Raw genomic sequence first — 18,527 nt, forward strand, 5'->3', positions numbered from 1 at the left:
TCGGAGAGGTAGGAAAAGATGAGCTACACCATCCACCATCTTCGCAAGCTGCGCCTCCAGCGCAGCGAACTCGCGGTGCCGGGTTCCAATCCGGAAATGATCCGCAAGGCCGCCGACGGCGCTGCCGACTACATCTTCCTCGACATCGAGGATGCGGTCGCGCCGCCGGACAAGGAACGCGCCCGCGCCAACATCATTCAGGCGCTGAACGAGATTGACTGGCGCGCCCGCGGCAAGACCATCTCGGTTCGCATCAACGGCCTCGACACGCACTACATGTACCGCGATGTCGTCGACGTGATGGAGCAGGCCGGCGACCGCCTCGACACCATCCTGGTGCCGAAGGTCGGCGTACCGTCCGACCTCTATATGGTCGAGGCCATGGTCAGCCAGATCGAGACGGCCAAGGGCTTCAAGACCAGGGTCGGCCTCGAAGCGCTGATCGAGACGGCGCTTGGCATGGCCAATGTCGAGGCAATCGCTGCCTTCGGCGGACGCCTTGAAGCGCTGCATTTCGGCGTCGCCGACTATTCCGCGAGCTGCAAAGCGCGCACCGTCAACATCGGCGGCCTCAATCCCGATTATCCGGGCGACCAGTGGCATTTCGCTATCTCGCGCATGACGGTTGCCTGCCGTGCCTACGGCTTGCGCGCCATCGACGGACCGTTCGGCGATTTCTCCGATCCGGAAGGCTACATCGCAGGGGCCAAGCGCGCCGCGGCTTTGGGCATCGAAGGCAAGTGGGCGATCCACCCCTCGCAGGTCGATCTTGCCAATTCGGTGTTCTCGCCACCGGAAAAGGAAGTCACCCGCGCACGCCGCATCATCGAAGTGCTGAAGGAAGCGGAGGAGCAGGGCAAGGGCGCTGCAGCTCTCGACGGCAAGATGATCGACGCCGCGTCCGAGCGCATGGCCCGCAACGTGCTGGTCACGCATGACGCTATCGAGCAGTCGGCGCGCGCCCGCAAGGTGCCCGCAAACTAGGCCTTGATCCCGGAAAGCGGGACCCGGTTTCCGGGCGATCACGGTCTAACTATTTGATTTGCCGCATTTGGCGACGCGAGGCGAATGCACCTCGCTGCAAGATGCTTCAGGAGGAACTGACATGGATATTCATGAATACCAGGCCAAGGAACTTCTTTCGCGCTACTCGGTGCATATCCCGCGTGGCGGCCTAGCCTACAGCCCCGAACAGGCTGCCTATCGCGCCAGCGAGATCGGCGGTGGCAAGTGGGTGGTGAAGGCGCAGATCCATTCCGGTGCGCGCGGCAAGGCCGGCGGCATCCGCGTTTGCGCCTCGGACACCGAGGTTTCGGAAGCGGCGGAAGCCATGCTTGGTCGCAAGCTCGCAACCAAGCAGACCGGTCCCAAGGGCAAGCTCGTCTCGCGCCTCTACATCGAGGAAACGGTTGATATCCGCCAGGAAATCTATCTTGGCATGGTGCTCGACCGCAAATCCGAGCGCGTGATGATCGTGGCCTCGGCTTCCGGCGGCATGGAGATCGAGGAGATCGCCGAAAAGCAGCCCGACTCCATCATCCGCGCCACCGTCGATCCGGGTGCCGGCATGCAGCAGTTCCAGGCCCGCGAGATCGCCTTCGGTCTCGGCCTGGAAAACAGCCTGATCGGCAAGGCCGTGGACACGCTGCTCGGCTGCTATCGCGTCTTCCGCGACTACGACGCCTCGATGCTGGAGATCAATCCGCTGGTGGTGACGCGTGACGGCAACCTGATCGCGCTCGACGCCAAGATGTCGTTCGACGAAAACGCGCTGTTCCGCCGCCCCGAGATTTCGGAGCTGCGGGACAAGTCGCAGGAAGACCCGCGCGAAACCTTCGCCAGCGACCGTGGCCTCTCCTATGTCGGCCTTGACGGCAATATCGGCTGCATCATCAACGGCGCCGGCCTCGCCATGGCGACCATGGACATGATCAAGATCGCAGGCGGTGAGCCGGCGAACTTCCTCGACATCGGCGGCGGTGCTTCGCCTGAGCGCGTGGCCAAGGCATTCCGCGCCGTTCTCGCCGACAAGAACATCGAGACGATACTGGTCAACATCTTTGCCGGCATCAATCGTTGCGACTGGGTGGCAGAAGGCGTGGTCAAGGCCATGCGCGAGGTTGGCGTCAACGTGCCTCTGGTGGTTCGTCTGGCCGGCACCAACGTCGAGGAAGGCCGCAAGATCCTTGCCGAGTCCGGCGAAAAGGTCATCGTTGCCGAAACGCTCGCGGAGGCTGCCGAAAAGGCCGTCGAAGCGATGAAGAGCTTTTCCAAGTCGAAAAAGCACTGAAGGGAGGACGAAATGAGCATTCTTCTCAATCACAGGACGCGCGTCGTCGTTCAGGGCCTGACCGGCAAGATCGGCAGCTTCCACGCAGCCGACATGAAGCGCTACGGCACCAATGTCGTGGGTGGCATTACGCCGGGCAAAGGCGGCATGGATCACAACGGCATTCCGGTGTTCAACACCGTCAAGGGCGCGGTGCGTGAGACCGGGGCCGAGGCCAGCATCGTGTTCGTCCCGCCGCCCTTCGCCGCGGATTCGATCATGGAAGCGGCTGATGCGGGCATCAAGTTTTGCGTCTGCATCACCGACGGCATCCCTTCGCAGGACATGATGCGGGTGAAGCGCTACATGCGCCGCTTCCGTTATGAAGACCGCATGCGGCTGATCGGCCCCAATTGCGCCGGCATGATCACGCCCGGCCAGGCCATGATGGGCATCATGCCCGGCCATATTTATCTGCCGGGACGTGTCGGCATTGTTGGCCGGTCCGGAACTCTGGGCTATGAAGCTGCTTCGCAGATGAAGGAACTCGGCATTGGCGTTTCGACCAGTGTCGGCATCGGTGGCGACCCCATTAACGGTTCGTCATTCCTCGATATCCTAAAGCTGTTCGAACAGGATCCGGATACCGACGCTGTCGTCATGATCGGCGAGATCGGCGGACCGCAGGAGGCAGAGGCGGCCGAATGGGCCAGGCACAATATGCGCAAGCCGCTGATCGCGTACATCGCCGGCCTATCCGCGCCGAAAGGCAAGCGCATGGGCCATGCGGGCGCCATCATCTCGGCCTTCGGCGAGTCGGCCCAGGAGAAGGTGGAAATCCTGCGCGACGCCGGCGTGACCATCGTGCCGACGCCAGCCGCATTCGGACCGACAGTTGCAAGCGTCCTCGAACAGCACCAGAAGGCCGCCTGACCCGACCAAGGTGCAAAGGGGCCGGCGCAAGCCGGCCCCGATCCCATACAAGCAGAGAGTGGATATGAAGCCTCGTGTAATCGTTACCCGTCGCTGGCCGGCAGCGGTCGAGCAATTGCTGGCCGAGAATTTCGATGCGACCTTCAACCGGGGCGACGTTCCGCTCACCGCAACGCAGCTCAAGGCTGCGTTTTTGAATTTCGACGCGATCCTGCCGACCGTCAGCGACAAGCTGCCGAGGTCGGTCTTCCCGGACGCCGATATCCGCACCAAGCTCATCGCCAACTATGGCGTCGGCTTCAGCCATATCGACATCGATGCTGCGCGCGACCACAAGATCGCCGTCACCAATACTCCTGGCGTGTTGACCGACTGCACCGCCGACATTGCGCTCAGCCTGTTGCTTGCGGTTGCGCGGCGGGCAGGCGAGGGCGAGCGCCAGTTGCGCGCCGGCGAATGGCATGGCTGGTGCCCGACCCACATGATCGGCACCAAGGTGACCGGCAAGACGCTTGGCATCATCGGCATGGGCCGCATCGGCAAGGCAGCCGCCAAGCGCGCCCATTTCGGCTTCGACATGGATATCGTCTTCTACAATCGTTCCAAGGTCGATGACGAGGAGACCCGCGCCATGGGCGCAAGGCAACTCGACTCCATAGAAGAAGTGTTGGCGCAATCCGATTTCGTGTCCCTGCATTGCCCTGGCGGTGCCGAGAACCGCCATCTGATCAATGCCGCCCGGCTTGCCGCAATGAAGAAGGGCGCGTTCCTTATCAATACGGCGCGTGGCGACGTGGTCGACCAGGACGCGCTGGTGGCGGCATTGGAGAGCGGTGGCATCGCCGGCGCCGGCCTTGACGTGTTCGCCAACGAGCCAGAAGTGCCGGCCGCGCTGGTAAAAATGGAAAATGTCGTGCTGTTGCCGCATCTGGGCAGCGCCACCGAGGAAACGCGCGTCGCCATGGGCATGAAGGCGTTTGAAAACCTCACGGCTTTCTTCGCCGGAAAACCCCTACCAGATAAGGTAGCGTAAACGCGGGCATCGGAAGTTTCACTGTTCAGGCCCCGGACTTTTCAGTCCGGGGCCTTCGCTTTTTGTGAGCCGAATTCCGATTCACTGCTGATTCTGCAAAGGCTTAGCAATGCCGCGCCATTTCGTGCCCGTTTGGGTGTGCAAAGGCGATGCAGCAATTTCTCCGGTAGTACGCCCCGATTTTTCTTACGGGAATAAAAAATTCATGACAGTTGAATTTGCTATTGGAACCTGTTAGCTTCTTTTTCAGACATCAAACTGGCTGAGGTAACGGCGATGTGTGGAATTGTGGGACTTTTTTTGAAGGACAAGAAATTGGAGCCCCAGTTGGGCGCCCTGCTGTCCGAAATGCTCGTAACTATGACCGATCGCGGCCCGGACAGCGCCGGCATTGCCATCTACGGCAATGGCGCCAAGGGCCACGGCAAGATCACCATCCAGTCGCCGAACCCGGAAGCTGATTTCCAGGGTCTCGATGCCGAGCTCAGCAAGAAGATCGGCACCAAGGTGTCGTCGATCGTCAAGTCGACCCACGCTGTTTTCGACGTGCCGGTTGCGAAGCTCGAAGAGGCGCGCGCCGCTATCGCCGAACTGCGCCCGAACGCCCGCGTCATGGGTTCCGGTGAAGCCATTGAAATCTATAAGGAAGTTGGACTTCCCGCGGAAGTGGTGAAGCGCTTCGACGTTACCAAGATGAGCGGCAGCCACGGCATCGGCCACACCCGCATGGCGACCGAGTCGGCTGTCACCACCTTGGGTGCGCACCCCTTCTCGACCGGTCCCGACCAGTGCCTGGTGCACAATGGCTCGCTGTCGAACCACAACAACCTGCGTCGTGAGATGATCCGCGACGGCATGCGCTTCGAGACCGAGAACGACACCGAAGTCGCGGCTGCCTATCTCTCCTCCAAGATTGCCCATGGGCAGAACCTCGGCGAGGCGCTGGAATCGAGCCTCAACGACCTCGACGGCTTCTTCACTTTCGTCGTTGGCACCAAGAATGGCTTCGGCGTCGTTCGCGACCCGATTGCCTGCAAGCCCGCCGTCATGGCCGAAACCGACCAGTACGTTGCTTTCGGCTCGGAATACCGCGCGCTGGCCAACCTGCCCGGCATCGAAAATGCCCGGGTCTGGGAGCCGGAACCCTCAACCGTTTATTTCTGGGAGCACTGAGAGCATGCACGCGACCAATCTGGCCACAGCTCCAGCGAGCAAAGTTAACTACGAACCGAAGGTGTTCGACCTCAGCAAGATCACCTTGCGTGAGTTCAACCAGGCTCTTCATTCGATCCAGGACGGCACCAACGCGACCAGCTGGGAAGTTATCAATCCCAAGGGCAGCCATGCCGTGGCTGCCGGCGCAGAGCACCCGATCTCCATCGATGTGAAGGGCAGCGTCGGCTACTACTGCGGCGGCATGAACCAGAAGAGCACGATCACCGTGCATGGTTCGGCGGGCCCGGGCGTCGGCGAAAACATGATGTCCGGCACCATCGTCGTGAAGGGCGATGCCAGCCAGTACGCCGGTGCGACCGGCCGTGGCGGCCTGCTCGTCATCGAAGGCAACGCCTCCTCGCGTTGCGGCATCTCGATGAAGGGCATCAACATCGTGGTGCGCGGCAACATCGGCCACATGTCGGCCTTCATGGCCCAGTCGGGCAACCTCGTTGTTCTCGGCGACGCCGGCGACGCCTTCGGCGACTCCATCTATGAGGCCCGCCTGTTCGTTCGCGGCAAGGTGAAGAGCCTTGGCGCCGACTGCATCGAGAAGGAAATGCGCCCCGAGCACATCGAGATCCTCAAGGATCTGCTGGCCAAAGCGGGCATCACCGATGTCAAGCCGGAGGAGTTCAAGCGCTACGGTTCCGCGCGCACCCTCTACAACTTCAATATCGACAACGCCGACGCGTACTGAGGTAGAACATGTCCTATCACAATCCTCCGACTACACCGCGTGGATCGGCGACTTTCGATCAATACAGCATGTCGGAAATCCGCCGTGCGGCGGCAACCGGCATCTACGACATCCGCGGCTCGGGCGCCAAGCGCAAGGTTCCGCATTTCGACGACCTCCTGTTCCTCGGAGCTTCGATTTCGCGCTACCCGCTCGAGGGCTATCGCGAAAAATGCGAAACCAAGGTTACGCTCGGCACTCGCTTCGCCAAGAAGCCGATTGAGCTGAAGATCCCGATCACCGTTGCCGGCATGAGCTTCGGCTCGCTGTCCGGTCCGGCCAAGGAGGCCCTCGGCCGCGGCGCGACCATTGCCGGCACTTCGACCACCACCGGCGACGGCGGCATGACCGAGGAAGAGCGCGGCCATTCGCAGACCCTGGTCTACCAGTACCTGCCTTCCCGCTACGGCATGAACCCACGTGACCTGCGTCGCGCCGACGCCATTGAAGTGGTTGTCGGCCAGGGTGCGAAGCCAGGCGGTGGCGGCATGCTGCTCGGCCAGAAGATTTCCGATCGCGTTGCCGAAATGCGCACGCTGCCAAAGGGCATCGACCAGCGCTCGGCTTGCCGTCACCCCGACTGGACGGGCCCGGACGATCTCGAGATCAAGATTCTCGAACTGCGTGAAATCACCGACTGGGAAAAGCCGATCTACGTCAAGATTGGCGGCGCGCGTCCTTACTACGATACGGCACTTGCAGTTAAGGCGGGCGCGGACGTCGTCGTTCTGGACGGCATGCAGGGGGGCACCGCCGCCACGCAGGAAGTGTTCATCGAGCATGTCGGCCAGCCGACGCTCGCTTGCATTCGTCCTGCCGTGAAGGCGCTGCAGGATCTCGGCATGCACCGCAAGGTCCAACTCATCGTCTCCGGCGGTATCCGCAACGGCGCCGATGTCGCCAAGGCGCTTGCACTCGGTGCGGACGTCGTCTCTGTCGGTACCGCTGCGCTCATCGCGCTCGGCGACAACGACCCGCGTTGGGAAGCCGAGTACCAGAAGCTCGGGACCACTGCCGGCTGCTACGACGACTGGCATGAAGGCAAGGACCCGGCTGGCATTACCACTCAGGACGCGGAACTGATGAAACGCGTCGATCCGATCGCCGCCGGCCGGCGCTTGGCAAACTACCTGAAGGTCATGACGCTGGAAGCGCAAACCATCGCGCGTGCCTGCGGCAAGAACCACGTTCATAACCTTGAGCCGGAAGACTTGTGTGCGCTGACGATCGAGGCCGCCGCCATGGCGCGCGTCCCGCTTGCCGGCACCGGTTGGATCCCCGGGCAGGGCGGTCTCTAAGCCATACCTCCGAAAGCTACAGAACAGGGGAACTGCAATGGGAACATTCGAGGCGAAACTGGAGGGATCCGCTGTGAGCGACCTTACCGACTATGCCAAGGCCCGTAATATCAAGTACTTCATGGTAACCTTCACCGATATCTTCGGCATGCAGCGGGCGAAGCTCGTTCCGGCCCGCGCGATCGGTGACATGCAGAAGGACGGAGCTGGCTTTGCCGGCTTCGCCACCTGGATGGATTTGACGCCAGCCCATCCTGACATGCTGGCCGTTCCGGATCCGTCTTCGGTCATCCAGCTTCCGTGGAAGCCGGAAGTCGCCTGGCTCGCTTCCGACTGCGTCATGGAAGGCAAGAGCGTTGACCAGGCTCCGCGCAACACGCTGAAGCGCCTCGTTGCCGAAGCTGCCAAGGAAGGCATCCGCGTCAAGACCGGTGTCGAGCCGGAATTCTTCCTGACGACGCCGGATGGCAAGCTGATCGCCGACGAGCTCGACCGTTCGAACAAGCCTTGCTACGACCAGCAGGCCGTGATGCGCCGTTACGACATCATTGCCGAAGCTGCCGACGCGATGCTCGAACTCGGTTGGGAGCCTTACCAGAACGACCACGAGGACGCCAACGGCCAGTTCGAAATGAACTGGGCTTACGATGACGTCCTGGCCACCGCCGACAAGTATTCGTTCTTCAAGTTCATGATCAAGACGATTGCCGAAAAGCACGGCTTGCGGGCGACCTTCATGCCGAAGCCGTTCCCGGGTCTGACCGGCAATGGCTGCCATGCGCACATCTCCGCATGGGATCTGTCGGGCAAGAAGAACGTGTTTGCCGACAAGAACGCCAAGGACGGCCTGTCCGAGCGCGGCATGCACTTCCTCGGCGGCATCATGAAGCACGCTTCCGGCATGGCCGCCATCACCAACCCGACGGTCAATTCCTACAAGCGCATCAACGCTCCGCGTACGACCTCGGGTGCAACCTGGGCGCCGAACACGGTGACCTGGACCGGCAACAACCGCACCCACATGGTTCGTGTTCCCGGCCCCGGCCGCTTCGAACTCCGCCTGCCCGACGGCGCAGCCAATCCGTACCTGATGCAGGCTGTCATCGTTGCAGCCGGTCTCAGCGGACTGCGCAGCAAGGCTGATCCGGGCAAGCGCAGCGACATCAACATGTACCAGGACGGCCACACGGTGAAGTCGGGTCCGAAGCTGCCGCTGAACCTGCTCGATGCCATCCGCATGTTCGACAAGGACAAGGAATTGAAGGCAGCACTTGGCGATGACCTGTCCAATGGCTTCATCAAGCTGAAGATGCTGGAGTGGAATTCGTACGCCACTCACTTCACCCAGTGGGAAGTCGACAACACGCTCGATTGTTGATCGGCATCATATCAAACACCGCGGCGCTCCGGTGCCGCGGTGTTCCATTGACCCAAACATGAATCCCGCGCAGCGGAATATGGATGTCATGAAGTATTCGATCTTTTCTTTGGCGCGGGCGGCTTTGTCGAGCCACAAGAACTGGGGCCGCGCCTGGCGCGATCCGGCACCCAAGAGCCACTATGACGTAGTGATCATCGGCGGTGGCGGCCACGGCCTCGCGACCGCATACTTCCTTGCCAAGGAGTACGGCATCCGCAATGTCGCGGTGCTGGAAAAGGGCTGGATCGGTTCCGGCAACGCCGGCCGCAACACCACCATCATCCGCTCCAACTATATGCTGCCGGGCAACACCAGCTTCTACGAGCTTTCGATGAAGCTCTGGGAACGCATGGAGCAGGACCTCAACTACAATACGATGGTCAGCCAGCGCGGCATCATCAACCTCTATCATTCGGATGCCCAGCGCGACGCCTTCGCGCGGCGCGGCAACGCGATGCGCATCAACGGCATCGACGCCGAGCTTCTCGACGCCAACCAGATCCGCCAGATCTTGCCCTTCCTGAACTACGACAATGCGCGCTTCCCCATCCAGGGCGGTTTGATGCAGCGTCGCGGCGGCACCGCTCGTCATGATGCCGTGGTTTGGGGCTATGCCCGCGCCGCCGATGAGTTCGGCGTGGACATTATCCAGAATTGCGAAGTGACTGGCTTCCAGCGCACCAATGGGCGCATCACCGGCGTGGAGACCACCCGCGGCACCATCGGCGCCGGCAAGGTCGGCATGGCGGTTGCTGGCAGTTCCTCGCGCGTCGCTGCAATGGCTGGACTGCGCCTGCCGATCGAAAGCCATGTCCTGCAGGCGTTCGTGTCCGAGGCCATCAAGCCGCTGATCCCGGGCGTCGTCACCTTCGGCGCCGGCCACTTCTACGTCAGCCAGTCCGACAAGGGCGGTCTCGTTTTCGGCGGTGACCTCGACGGCTACAATTCCTATGCCCAACGCGGCAACATGCCGGTGATGGAAGACGTCTGCGAAGGCGGCATGGCGATCATGCCGATGATCGGGCGCGTCCGGCTGCTGCGCCAGTGGGGCGGCATCATGGACATGTCGATGGATGGCACGCCGATCATCGACAAGACGCCGGTGGATGGGCTCTACCTCAATGCCGGCTGGTGCTATGGCGGTTTCAAGGCGACGCCTGCTTCCGGCCTGGTCTTTGCCCATCTTCTGGCGCGTGACGAGCCGCATGAGGAAGCAAGACGCTTCCGCCTCGACCGTTTCCGGCGCGGCGCGATGATCGACGAAAAGGGCCAGGGCGCCCAACCAAACCTGCACTAAACAGCGAGACTGGCGAATGCGTATTGCATGTCCCTTCTGCGGCGCACGCGACTCGGGCGAGTTTACTTACCTTGGCGACGCCTCACCCAAACGGCCCGATGCTCCGATCGACGGCGGTGTGGCCGTTGAGGATCAATTTTACGACTATGTCTACCTGCGCGACAATGTGGCCGGGCTCACCCGTGAATACTGGTATCACGGTGGCGGCTGCCGGTCGTGGCTGATCGCCGAGCGCAGTACGACAACCCATGAATTCAAGTCGGTAACGGCAGCCCCCGGCGCGGGCGCCGCGAAGGCGAAGCAAGCAGGAGAACGGTGATGGAGGGTAGCACCAGAACCGTCGCGGGCCAGTCGCACCGCTTGGGTAGTGGCGGCCAGATCGACCGCAATGCCCCGTTGAATTTCAGCTTCGACGGCAAGCAGATGACCGGCTTTGCCGGCGACACGCTCGCCTCCGCGCTGGTGGCGAACGGCGTCAGGCTGGTTGGCCGCTCGTTCAAGTATCACCGTCCGCGCGGCATCCTGACCGCCGGCCCGGAAGAGCCGAATGCGCTGGTTGAGCTGCGCACCGGCGCGCGGCGCGAGGCCAATACACGCGCCACCACTTCGGAGCTCTATGACGGCCTCGTCGCGCAGAGCCAGAACCGCTGGCCTTCGCTGCGCCACGACTTCATGTCGGTCAACCAGCTGGCTTCGCCGATCTTCGTCGCCGGCTTCTACTACAAGACCTTCATGTGGCCAGCCAAGTTTTGGGAAGCCCTGTACGAGCCTGCGATCCGCCGCGCTGCCGGTCTTGGCAAGACGGCTGGCATCGCCGACCCGGACCACTACGACAAGGCCTGGGCGCATTGCGATGTGCTGGTCGTCGGCGGTGGCGCGACCGGTCTTGCGGCTGCGCTTTCAGCCGGCCGGGCAGGCGCGCGCGTCATCCTGTGTGACGACGACAGCCAGCTTGGCGGCAGGCTCCAGTCCGATGGCGGCGTGATCGACAGCGTCGATGCGCTGCAATGGGTGCAGTCGGCGGTTGCCGAACTGTCCTCGCTTCCAAACGTCCGCATCATGACCCGCACCGCAGTGTTCGGCGTCTATGACGGTGGCGACTTCGGTGCGCTCGAGCGCGTCAACGATCACGTGCCGCAGCCGCCCGAGCATCAGGTTCGCCAGCGCCTGTGGCGCATCTCTGCCAAGCGCAGCGTTGTTGGCGCGGGTGCCATCGAGCGTCCGATCGTGTTCCCGGGCAACGACCGGCCTGCGGTCATGATGGCTTCGGCTGTGCGTACCTATGTGAACCGCTTTGCTGCCCTGCCGGGCAAGCGCATTGCCTTGTTCGTCAACAACGACGATGGCTGGACCACGGTCGACGCCATTCGCCGCGCCGGCGTCGAAGTGGCTGCCGTCATCGACCCGCGCGGCAAGCCGGCGACGGGCGACTACTCCGGTATCCGCGTCATCCAGGGTGTCGTCGCCGATGTCGGCGGCGGCGTCGACGGTGTCAACAGCATCACTGTCAACGGCGCGGGCGGCAACCAGAAGATCGAGGCCGACTGCCTGGCTATGTCCGGCGGCTGGAATCCCAATCTTGCGCTTTCCTGCTTCCATCGCGGCAAGCCGGCATGGCGGGAAGATATTGCAGCATTCGTGCCAGCCAATGCCCCAGCGGGCATGACCATGGCAGGTGCGGCCAATGGCGATCTGTCGCTGGGCGCATGCCTGCGGACAGGTCATGCAGCGGGCGCCATGGCAGCCGCTGAAGCTGGTGCGAAGGGCAAGTCCGGCAACGCCGCCAAGGCTTCCGACGAAGCTTTCGCCATCAAGCCGCTGTGGCATGTGCAGGTGAAGGGCAAGGCATTCGTCGACTTCCAGCACGACGTGACTGCTTCCGACGTGAAGCTGGCCCAGCGCGAAGGCTATGAATCCGTCGAGCACCTCAAGCGTTACACCACGCTTGGCATGGCGACCGACCAGGGCAAGACGTCCAACGTCACCGGCCTTGCCATCATGGCCGATGCGGTTGGCCGCAGCATTGCCGATACCGGCACGACAATCTATCGCCCGCCTTATGCGCCTGTCGCTATCGGTGCGCTCGCCGGCCACAACCGCGACGAAAATTTCCATGCCACTCGCCTGACGCCTTCGCACTACTGGGCGGCGGAGCGTGGTGCGGTGTTCGTGGATACTGGCCTGTGGAAGCGCGCGCAGTGGTTCCCTCTGCCCGGCGAGACCGACTGGCTGCAGTCGGTGACGCGTGAAGTTCTCGCGGTTCGCAATGGCGTTGGCTTCTGCGATGTCTCGACGCTCGGCAAGGTAGATGTGCGTGGCGCGGATGCGGGTACTTTCCTCGACCGCGTCTACATCAACGCCTTCTCGGCTCTTGGAGTGGGCAAGGCGCGCTACGGGTTGATGCTGCGCGAAGATGGCATCGTCATGGACGACGGCACGACCTCGCGCCTTGCCGAAGACCACTATTTCATGACCACGACCACGGCCAAGGCCGGCCCGGTGATGCAGCATCTCGAATTCTGCCGGCAGGTTCTGTGGCCGGAACTCGACGTGCAGTTGTCGTCGGCAACCGACCAATGGGCGCAGTTCTCGATTGCCGGACCGCGCACGCGTGATCTTTTGCAGGCGCTCGTCGACCCATCCGAGGACATGTCGAACGAAGGCTTCCCGTTCATGGGCGTACGCACGGTAAAGCTGCGCGGCGGCATGGAAGCGCGGCTGTTCCGCATCTCCTTCTCCGGTGAAATGGCGTTCGAAATCGCTGTGCCTGCCCGCTATGGCGAGGCCATGGCACGCAACCTGATGATTGCCGGCGAACCCTTCGGCGTTACGCCTTACGGTACTGAAGCGCTTGGCGTGATGCGTATCGAAAAGGGTCACGTCGCGGGTCCGGAACTGAACGGCACGACCACTGCCGGCGATCTCGGCCTCGGCAAGATGGCGTCCAAGAAGAAAGACTTCATTGGTCGCGTGCTTTCGCAGCGCGAGGCGCTGACCGCGCCGGACCGCCAGGTCGTCGTTGGCATCCGCCCGGTCGACAAGGCGCGTCGCCTGCGCTCTGGCGCCCACATCGTGCCCAAGGGCGCGATACCGGGGCCGGATACGGATCAGGGCTATGTCACCTCGGTCTGCTTCTCGCCGACCCAGAACCAGTGGCTGGGCCTCGGCCTTGTTTCTCGCGGCGCAGAACGCCACGGCGAAATCGTCAAGGCGCATGATCCGTTGCGTAACGAAACCTATGATGTCGAGCTATGCAGCCCGGTGTTCTACGATCCTGAGGGAGTGCGCCAGCGTGCCTGATTTTGTCTGGAGTTCGCAATCGCCGCTCAAGAAGGCGCTTGTCCCCGGCCGTCATGGGGCAGGCAAGGGCGCGCCCGGTGTAGCGTTGTCGCATGTCAGTGACATCGCGCTTGTTCAGGTCATGGCGCGGCGCGGCCGCAACGCGGACGTGGCGAAGGCTGCAAAGAAGCTGTTCGGAGCCGAGCCGCCTGCCGCTCTCAAGATATCGAGCGGCAAGGTGGTTACCTTGGTGTGGTCCGGTCCTGACCAGTTCCTGGCTTTTTCGGAATTGCCGCAGACAGCCCCGTCCATAGAGCAGCAGGAACAGGCGTTTTCCGGTTCGGCATCGCTTTCCAATCAGTCGGACGGACGCTGCCTGATCCGCATCTCCGGCCCGAATGCGCGGGATGCGCTCGCCAAGATGACGTCGCTCGACTTGCACGACTCGGTGTTCCCGGTCGGCTCGGCCGCCACGACATCGATCGATCACACCGCAGTGAATTTCTGGCGCGAGGCAGACGACGCAAGCGGAAACCCTGCTTACGTGGCGCTCGTCTTCACCAGCTTCTCGGACACGCTGTGGCACCTTTTTGTTGAGTCTTCGCTGGAGTATGGCGTTGAGGTGGCCGCAAGCGGCACCGGTCACTGACGGGTTTCGACCCTTGGACGCCGGTGCCACGCGCCGGCGCCAATGCCTCCACGGGCAAAGTTTTGCGCCGCATTTTCCGGCAGCGACATATTGGTTCGCGTGCTCGACTGTATATTTGGCCTTGGCCATTTAACAGTGTTGGCAAGGAGGCCGGCGCGCGATGATGCGGATCCAGATCGAGGCTTTGTGGAATTTCACGAGCGAGACCTCGCCGCATTCGATGCGCGTCATCTTGAGCATCCTGCGCGAAATCAAGCAGACGGGCACACTCGCCAGCGCCGCCGACCACAGCGGCATGTCGTATCGCCACGCATGGAACCTTGTCGACCAGTGGTCGGCCTTCTTCGGCGAGCCGCTGGTTGAACGCCAGCGTGGCAAAGGCACCCATCTGACCGCACTCGGCAACAAGCTGGTCTGGGCTGAACAGCACCTCAACGCGCGCCTTGGGCCGCAACTGCACAACATCGCCCAGGAACTGGAGATGGAACTGGCAAGTTTGCTGCCGGGCTTGCCGCCGCGCATCAGGATCCACGCCAGCCACGGCTTCGCCATTTCCAAGCTGGGTGAGTTCATCGCCCGCGAACCCGGCACCAATCTCGACCTTCGCTACATGAGCAACCAGGCATCGCTGGAATCGCTGAGAGCCCAGGAATGCGAGCTTGCCGCAATTCACCTGCCGCACGGCGAGTTGCGCAAGCGGGCCGCCGCCGACTGCAAGCGCTGGCTCGATCCCTCGATCTATTGCGTGCTTGGCTTCGTGACGCGCGAGATGGGCCTGTTCGTCAAGCGCGGCAATCCGCTCAACATTACCGGCCTTCATTCGTTGGTCGATCCCACCATCACCTTCGTCAACCGCGATGCCGGTTCGGGCACGCGCCTTCTGTTCGAGCAGTTGCTGGCGCAGGAAAAGATCGAAAGCGACCGCATTCCCGGCTACCAGAACGTGGAACTGACCCATGCTGCGGTCGCCGCCCATGTCGCCAGGGGCATGGCCGACACCGGTTTCGGCGTCGAGGCGGCAGCGATCGAATTCGACTTGGATTTCGTCCACGTCATTCGCGAGGACTATTTCTTTCTGTGCCGTTCCAACATCCTTAATTCCAAGCCGATCGAGCGGCTGCGCGAGATCATTTCCGGCACCGACTACCGTCGAGCGGTGTCGACGCTACCGGGCTATGCCGTGTCCGACGCCGGCATCGTGAAGACGGTCAAGAAGTTCTTCCGCGAAAACGCCTGAGACAGCTTCGGGCTGCCAGCCATCCGGCAATTCGGCATCAATAGTGGGAATATCAGTTCGGCTGAGTCGTGTCCCGATTTGGGACTGATGGACGCACAATTCCCAAGATCAACGAATGAGCGCGAATGTATCACTCGTAACATTCGATAGGATATCCGTTGTGTATTGAAGCAAATAGGAGCAGCTTTCGGACTAAATATTTTTTCCTATTTCAATTACTCATTATATGTATTCAATCGATATAGGTTAGAAAACGCCTGACAAACTGTGTCGAAGTGATTCGAAAAGTGTGACTCCGCCACGTTTCTGACGGATGCTCGCCGCATTTGCTGCCTCATTTGCCCCCTACGGCCCCGTATCTGAAAACGGAGCCAGTTCCTTTCATGGACAGAAAAAGCAAGTCTGCCCTTGTCGCGGCGACATTGACGGCAGCGATGGTGATGGGTCTTTCCACCAATGACGCGGCGGCTCAATGTGGCCGCGCTTCCTGGTATGCTCTGCATTCGCGCACCGCTTCGGGCGAGCGCATGAACCCGTCCGCGCTGACGGCGGCCCATCGCACCTTGCCGTTCGGCACGCGCGTCAAGGTCACCAACCGAAAGAACGGCAAGAGTGTAGTCGTACGCATCAATGATCGGGGTCCGTTCATCAAGGGCCGCGTGCTTGACCTGTCGAAAGGTGCGGCGAACAGGCTTGGGTTCATCAAGTCGGGCCATACGTCCATCTGCATGGCGCAGGTCTAGGGTCTCAGCCTGAGGGCTTGACCTTGGGGAAGTTCTGCCGCGAGCGTGGTGGAAACTATTTTCCATCCGGGACTTTGCCGGCTTCGCACCTGCGCTGGTAGCCGGCTCCTCAAAATGCTTTCGCGTTCTCAATGGCTTGGACCAATGTCCAATGTCCAAAACGTGCATTGATGTATTGCGTCGCAGCAATTTGTTGTTAACCTCTGCGCGAGACAGTCAAGGCTCGGCGCTGCTTCGTCGTCCTTCGTCGGAAGCAGCAGCGGGGACCTAGCATGTTCTATCAGCTCTACGAATTGAACCACGCGGCCTTGCAGCCCGCCCGCGCCTATGCGGATGCGGTGCGCATGCTTTACAGCAATCCGCTCAATCCGCTGTCGAACACCTTGTGGGGAAGGTCGATTGCCGCGACCGCCGAACTGTTCGAGCGCACCACGCGCCACTACAGCAAGCCGAGCTTTGGCATCACCTCCGTCGAGGTAGACTGGAAAAGCGTTCCGGTCAGCGAGCAGGTGGTGTGGTCGCGGCCGTTCTGCAATCTTATCCGTTTCAACAAGGCGATGCCTGCGGGCAAAAACCCCGGTCCAAAGCTTTTGATCGTGGCGCCGATGTCGGGCCACTACGCGACCCTGCTGCGCGGGACGGTCGAGGCGATGCTGCCGCATGCCGAGGTGCACATTACCGACTGGGTGGATGCGCGCATGGTGCCGATGGCTGAGGGCAGCTTCGATCTCGACGATTACGTAGACTACGTCATCGACATGCTGCATGAGCTTGGCCCCGACACCCACGTCATGGCGGTGTGCCAGCCTTCGGTGCCGGTATTGGCTGCTGTTTCACTGATGGAGGCGCGCGGCGATGCCTTTGCGCCTTCGACCATGACGCTGATGGGCGGCCCGATCGATACGCGCAGCCACCCGACCGCCGTCAATGCGCTTGCCAAGGAAAAGGGCATCGACTGGTTCCGCGAGCATGTCATCATGCAAGCGCCGTGGCCGGCCCCCGGCTTCGGGCGCTTCGTTTACCCCGGTTTTCTGCAGCTTTCGGGCTTCATGGGCATGAACCTTGACCGGCATATCATCGCCCACAAGGATTTCTTCATGCATCTCGTCAAGCACGATGGCGACAGCGCCGAGAAGCATCGGGAGTTCTATGACGAATATCTGGCGGTGATGGACCTGACCGCAGAGTTCTATCTGCAGACCGTCGATACGGTATTCATCCGCCATGCCTTGCCGAAGGGCGAGATGATGCACCGCGGCACGCCTGTCGACCCGTCGGCCATTCGCAGCACCGCCTTGTTCACGGTCGAGGGCGAGAACGACGATATATCGGGCATCGGCCAGACCAGGGCCGCCCACGACCTTTGCATCAATATCCCGGACGGCATGAAGGCTCACTACATGCAGCCGGCCGTTGGCCACTACGGCGTTTTCAACGGTTCGCGCTTCCGTTCGGAGATCGTGCCGCGGATCGTCGATTTCATCGTGAGCCACGGTCGACAAAACCGCGCGCCGGCCAAGCCACGGCTGGTGCGTACATCTAGGGCCTGACCCTAGAAGCTGAACCGCAGCCCGGCTTAACCACATCTATCGCTACCGGCACCTGGTTGCCGATATGCGACACTGTTGCACAATCGCCGCGGTCGCCCTCGCGCGAGTAACCATGCTTGCAAACAGCCGCCGTGTTCAATTGACACGGAGTGTAAATCGCCCTTAACTTTTCGTTAACAAACAGGGGCGAGCGGGGACAATGAATTCCTCACCGGTGGCGCTAGGGTTGCGCTTCTGCATCGCAGGGATGGTTGGAGTTGTGGCTGCCGCATCGGCTGTCACTTCCGCTGCCGCCGCCGGCGCCATGATGACTGGCGGGATAACCTCGCAGCCGATCGGGCACTACGATTTCTGCAAGGCCAACCCCATGGAATGCTCGGTTCGCTCGGCCGACCTTTCGCCCGTAAGGATGACTGGAGCGCTTTGGAAGCAGTTGGCCAGTGTGACGGCGACGGTCAACGCCGCCGTCAAGCCGATGAACGATATCGACATCTACGGCAAGGACGAAGTCTGGGCCTATCCCGACAAGGGCGTGGGCGACTGCGAGGACTATGTGTTGGAAAAGCGCCGCATGCTGAGCCGCATGGGCGTGCCTTTGTCGAATCTGCTCATCACGGTAGTGCGCAAGCCTGACGGCGAGGGCCATGCCGTGTTGACGGTGCGCACGAGCAAAGGCGATTTCGTGCTCGACAACCTGAACGACAAGGTGCGTTCCTGGGATCAGACCGGCTACCGTTTCCTGAAGCGCCAGGCGATCGACAACACCGGCCGTTGGGTTTCGATCCGCGATGACCAGCAGGTTCTGGTTGGCTCTGTCGAATAGATTTCCGCTGATCGGGCCGCCTTAAAGCGCCGGTTTCGACAC

General features: G+C 61.8%; 16 protein-coding genes. All 16 read left to right on the forward strand.

The features are described from left to right. Positions 1–18: 18 nt before the first annotated feature. The 16 genes from ASD50_RS11040 (at position 19) to ASD50_RS11115 (ending at position 18,485) form a co-directional block, all read left to right on the forward strand. A complete protein-coding gene (locus ASD50_RS11040; protein ID WP_056240576.1) occupies positions 19–984 on the forward strand; it encodes an HpcH/HpaI aldolase/citrate lyase family protein in 966 nt (321 codons plus the stop codon). A 121-nt stretch (positions 985–1,105) separates the two neighbouring features. Further along, positions 1,106–2,290 carry a malate--CoA ligase subunit beta gene (locus tag ASD50_RS11045; RefSeq protein ID WP_056240579.1) on the forward strand — a complete coding sequence of 395 codons (1,185 nt, stop codon included), beginning with the start codon at positions 1,106–1,108 and terminating at the stop codon, positions 2,288–2,290. A gap of 12 nt (positions 2,291–2,302) precedes the next feature. Continuing rightward, entirely contained in the window at positions 2,303–3,202 is a 900-nt protein-coding gene (gene sucD, locus ASD50_RS11050) for a succinate--CoA ligase subunit alpha (RefSeq protein ID WP_056240583.1), read from the forward strand. Positions 3,203–3,266: 64 nt separating this feature from the next. Next, complete coding sequence (locus tag ASD50_RS11055; protein ID WP_056240586.1) at positions 3,267–4,235, forward strand: 2-hydroxyacid dehydrogenase; 969 nt, start codon at positions 3,267–3,269, stop codon at positions 4,233–4,235. Between the two features lie 276 nt (positions 4,236–4,511). Then, positions 4,512–5,408, forward strand: coding sequence for a class II glutamine amidotransferase (locus ASD50_RS11060; RefSeq protein WP_056240589.1), 897 nt, complete (start codon positions 4,512–4,514; stop codon positions 5,406–5,408). A gap of 4 nt (positions 5,409–5,412) precedes the next feature. Further along, entirely contained in the window at positions 5,413–6,150 is a 738-nt protein-coding gene (locus ASD50_RS11065; protein ID WP_056240591.1) for a GXGXG domain-containing protein, read from the forward strand. 8 nt (positions 6,151–6,158) lie between these two features. Further along, positions 6,159–7,487, forward strand: a complete 1,329-nt coding sequence (locus ASD50_RS11070) for an FMN-binding glutamate synthase family protein (protein ID WP_056240594.1) — start codon at positions 6,159–6,161, stop codon at positions 7,485–7,487. A 37-nt stretch (positions 7,488–7,524) separates the two neighbouring features. After that, the gene (gene glnT / locus ASD50_RS11075) at positions 7,525–8,865 is read left to right on the forward strand and encodes a type III glutamate--ammonia ligase (protein ID WP_056240598.1); all 1,341 of its coding nucleotides are present in this window, start codon (positions 7,525–7,527) and stop codon (positions 8,863–8,865) included. A gap of 88 nt (positions 8,866–8,953) precedes the next feature. Then, the gene (locus ASD50_RS11080; protein ID WP_056241466.1) at positions 8,954–10,204 is read left to right on the forward strand and encodes a sarcosine oxidase subunit beta family protein; all 1,251 of its coding nucleotides are present in this window, start codon (positions 8,954–8,956) and stop codon (positions 10,202–10,204) included. Positions 10,205–10,220: 16 nt separating this feature from the next. Further along, a complete protein-coding gene (locus ASD50_RS11085) occupies positions 10,221–10,523 on the forward strand; it encodes a sarcosine oxidase subunit delta (RefSeq protein WP_056240602.1) in 303 nt (100 codons plus the stop codon). After that, positions 10,523–13,504, forward strand: a complete 2,982-nt coding sequence (locus ASD50_RS11090; RefSeq protein WP_056240605.1) for a sarcosine oxidase subunit alpha family protein — start codon at positions 10,523–10,525, stop codon at positions 13,502–13,504. Before ASD50_RS11085 ends, ASD50_RS11090 begins: the two co-directional genes overlap by 1 nt. Continuing rightward, complete coding sequence (locus ASD50_RS11095; protein WP_056240609.1) at positions 13,497–14,132, forward strand: sarcosine oxidase subunit gamma; 636 nt, start codon at positions 13,497–13,499, stop codon at positions 14,130–14,132. The genes ASD50_RS11090 and ASD50_RS11095 overlap by 8 nt, the downstream gene beginning before the upstream one ends. Before the next feature lie 160 nt (positions 14,133–14,292). Further along, complete coding sequence (locus ASD50_RS11100) at positions 14,293–15,369, forward strand: substrate-binding domain-containing protein (protein ID WP_056240611.1); 1,077 nt, start codon at positions 14,293–14,295, stop codon at positions 15,367–15,369. Between the two features lie 383 nt (positions 15,370–15,752). Continuing rightward, positions 15,753–16,112, forward strand: coding sequence for a septal ring lytic transglycosylase RlpA family protein (locus ASD50_RS11105; protein ID WP_056240613.1), 360 nt, complete (start codon positions 15,753–15,755; stop codon positions 16,110–16,112). Between the two features lie 272 nt (positions 16,113–16,384). Then, positions 16,385–17,662, forward strand: a complete 1,278-nt coding sequence (locus tag ASD50_RS11110) for a polyhydroxyalkanoate depolymerase (protein ID WP_056240615.1) — start codon at positions 16,385–16,387, stop codon at positions 17,660–17,662. Positions 17,663–17,861: 199 nt separating this feature from the next. Further along, positions 17,862–18,485: a transglutaminase-like cysteine peptidase gene (locus ASD50_RS11115; RefSeq protein WP_056240618.1), complete on the forward strand. Its 624-nt coding sequence runs from the start codon at positions 17,862–17,864 to the stop codon at positions 18,483–18,485. Positions 18,486–18,527: the final 42 nt, after the last annotated feature.

Origin of the sequence: Mesorhizobium sp. Root552 (assembly GCF_001427285.1) — a bacterium.
In the GTDB taxonomy this organism is placed as follows: domain Bacteria; phylum Pseudomonadota; class Alphaproteobacteria; order Rhizobiales; family Rhizobiaceae; genus Mesorhizobium.

Coding starts and splice junctions, on each gene's coding strand:
- ASD50_RS11040 (WP_056240576.1), top strand. CDS start 19: ATGAGCTACACCATCCACCATCTTCGCAAGCTGCGCCTCCAGCGCAGC.
- ASD50_RS11045 (WP_056240579.1), top strand. CDS start 1,106: ATGGATATTCATGAATACCAGGCCAAGGAACTTCTTTCGCGCTACTCG.
- sucD (WP_056240583.1), top strand. CDS start 2,303: ATGAGCATTCTTCTCAATCACAGGACGCGCGTCGTCGTTCAGGGCCTG.
- ASD50_RS11055 (WP_056240586.1), top strand. CDS start 3,267: ATGAAGCCTCGTGTAATCGTTACCCGTCGCTGGCCGGCAGCGGTCGAG.
- ASD50_RS11060 (WP_056240589.1), top strand. CDS start 4,512: ATGTGTGGAATTGTGGGACTTTTTTTGAAGGACAAGAAATTGGAGCCC.
- ASD50_RS11065 (WP_056240591.1), top strand. CDS start 5,413: ATGCACGCGACCAATCTGGCCACAGCTCCAGCGAGCAAAGTTAACTAC.
- ASD50_RS11070 (WP_056240594.1), top strand. CDS start 6,159: ATGTCCTATCACAATCCTCCGACTACACCGCGTGGATCGGCGACTTTC.
- glnT (WP_056240598.1), top strand. CDS start 7,525: ATGGGAACATTCGAGGCGAAACTGGAGGGATCCGCTGTGAGCGACCTT.
- ASD50_RS11080 (WP_056241466.1), top strand. CDS start 8,954: ATGAAGTATTCGATCTTTTCTTTGGCGCGGGCGGCTTTGTCGAGCCAC.
- ASD50_RS11085 (WP_056240602.1), top strand. CDS start 10,221: ATGCGTATTGCATGTCCCTTCTGCGGCGCACGCGACTCGGGCGAGTTT.
- ASD50_RS11090 (WP_056240605.1), top strand. CDS start 10,523: ATGGAGGGTAGCACCAGAACCGTCGCGGGCCAGTCGCACCGCTTGGGT.
- ASD50_RS11100 (WP_056240611.1), top strand. CDS start 14,293: ATGATGCGGATCCAGATCGAGGCTTTGTGGAATTTCACGAGCGAGACC.
- ASD50_RS11105 (WP_056240613.1), top strand. CDS start 15,753: ATGGACAGAAAAAGCAAGTCTGCCCTTGTCGCGGCGACATTGACGGCA.
- ASD50_RS11110 (WP_056240615.1), top strand. CDS start 16,385: ATGTTCTATCAGCTCTACGAATTGAACCACGCGGCCTTGCAGCCCGCC.
- ASD50_RS11115 (WP_056240618.1), top strand. CDS start 17,862: ATGAATTCCTCACCGGTGGCGCTAGGGTTGCGCTTCTGCATCGCAGGG.